The following is a 1,162-nucleotide window of genomic DNA, read 5'->3' as shown; positions in this document are numbered from 1 at the left end:
AACACCTTTGGAGCCAAAGTCGATGGTTTCCAGCTGTGCTTGCCCCACGGGTGAATTGGAACAGATCACAATGCTTTTCCATCGGCGGGTCAATTTCTGCGCAGAAGTCCCCCGGCACAGGCTCTTGCTCCCTAGCCCCTGAACACGCCGCCCCCAAACGCCCCCCGACCTGTCGCATGCGAACCCTGCTTACCATCGCCCTGGCCGCTTCGCTATGCTTTGAGTTCCAACAGCTTGTGGGCCACTCCGAGGACCCGATCATGACGGACGCCTCCAATTTCAACGTGCCGCTGAAAACCACCCACTTCAACCAAACGTGGACGGACCATTTGTGGCGTGACGGGTACCGCGTGCAACAAAACGCGTTGACAGGGCACTGGCGATTGATCGACGCCGACAGCTATCGCCGTGCCTGGGGCAGCAAACAACAATGCGTCGATTCGCTCAATCAGAAATGCCCCAAAACCGCCCCGGCGACCGCCAAACACCACGTGATTCTGCTGCACGGATTGATGCGGACCAGCGGCAGCATGAAAGCGTTGGAAACACGACTCGCCGACAACGGATTTCCCCACACGATCCCATTTTCCTACGCCAGCACCCGCGGTGCGATCGGAGACCACGCCGCCGCACTGCGTGAACTGATCGAAGACCTGCCCAGCGGCGACACGTTCAGTTTTGTCGGTCACAGCATGGGGAACATCGTGGTGCGTCACCTGATCGGAGACCTGCAAGCCGATGGCGACCCGAAACAGATCCTGCCACGCTGTAAATCGATGGTCATGCTGGGGCCGCCCAACCAGGGCGCCATGATCGCCCAGCGTCTGGCGCCGACCAAAGTGTTTGGCTGGGTCACCGGTCAAGGCGGCATGGAACTCGGAGCGAACTGGAAGCGACTGGCGCCCAAACTGGCCGTTCCACCGTTCCCGTTTCACATCGTCGCCGGCGATGTCACCACCCCGGTGGCCAATCCGCTGGTTGATGGCGAAGGCGACTTTGTGGTCAGTATCGAAGAAGCAAAACTCGAGGGCGCTAAGAGTTTCACGACCGTTCCCGTGCTGCACAGCTTTCTGATGGACAACGCCGACGTGATGGAAAAAACCATCCAATTGCTCAAGCACGAAGCCGCGCCGTCGATCGATTGACAGACCGGAGGGCTCGC

1 protein-coding gene is annotated in these 1,162 nt (G+C 59.6%); it reads left to right on the top strand.

What is annotated here, in order from left to right; translation table 11 throughout:
- The first annotated feature begins 176 nt into the window (after positions 1–176).
- On the top strand, positions 177–1,145 hold the full coding sequence (locus tag NZK35_RS33995) for an esterase/lipase family protein (protein WP_259636978.1): 969 nt from the start codon (positions 177–179) through the stop codon (positions 1,143–1,145).
- Positions 1,146–1,162 lie beyond the last annotated feature (17 nt).

Source organism: Stieleria sedimenti, assembly GCF_025060895.1.
Lineage (GTDB): Bacteria > Planctomycetota > Planctomycetia > Pirellulales > Pirellulaceae > Stieleria > Stieleria sedimenti.
The sequence above is the reverse complement of the archived record's forward strand: the minus strand, read 5'-3'. Positions and strand labels throughout refer to the sequence as shown.

Coding starts and splice junctions, on each gene's coding strand:
- NZK35_RS33995 (WP_259636978.1), top strand. CDS start 177: ATGCGAACCCTGCTTACCATCGCCCTGGCCGCTTCGCTATGCTTTGAG.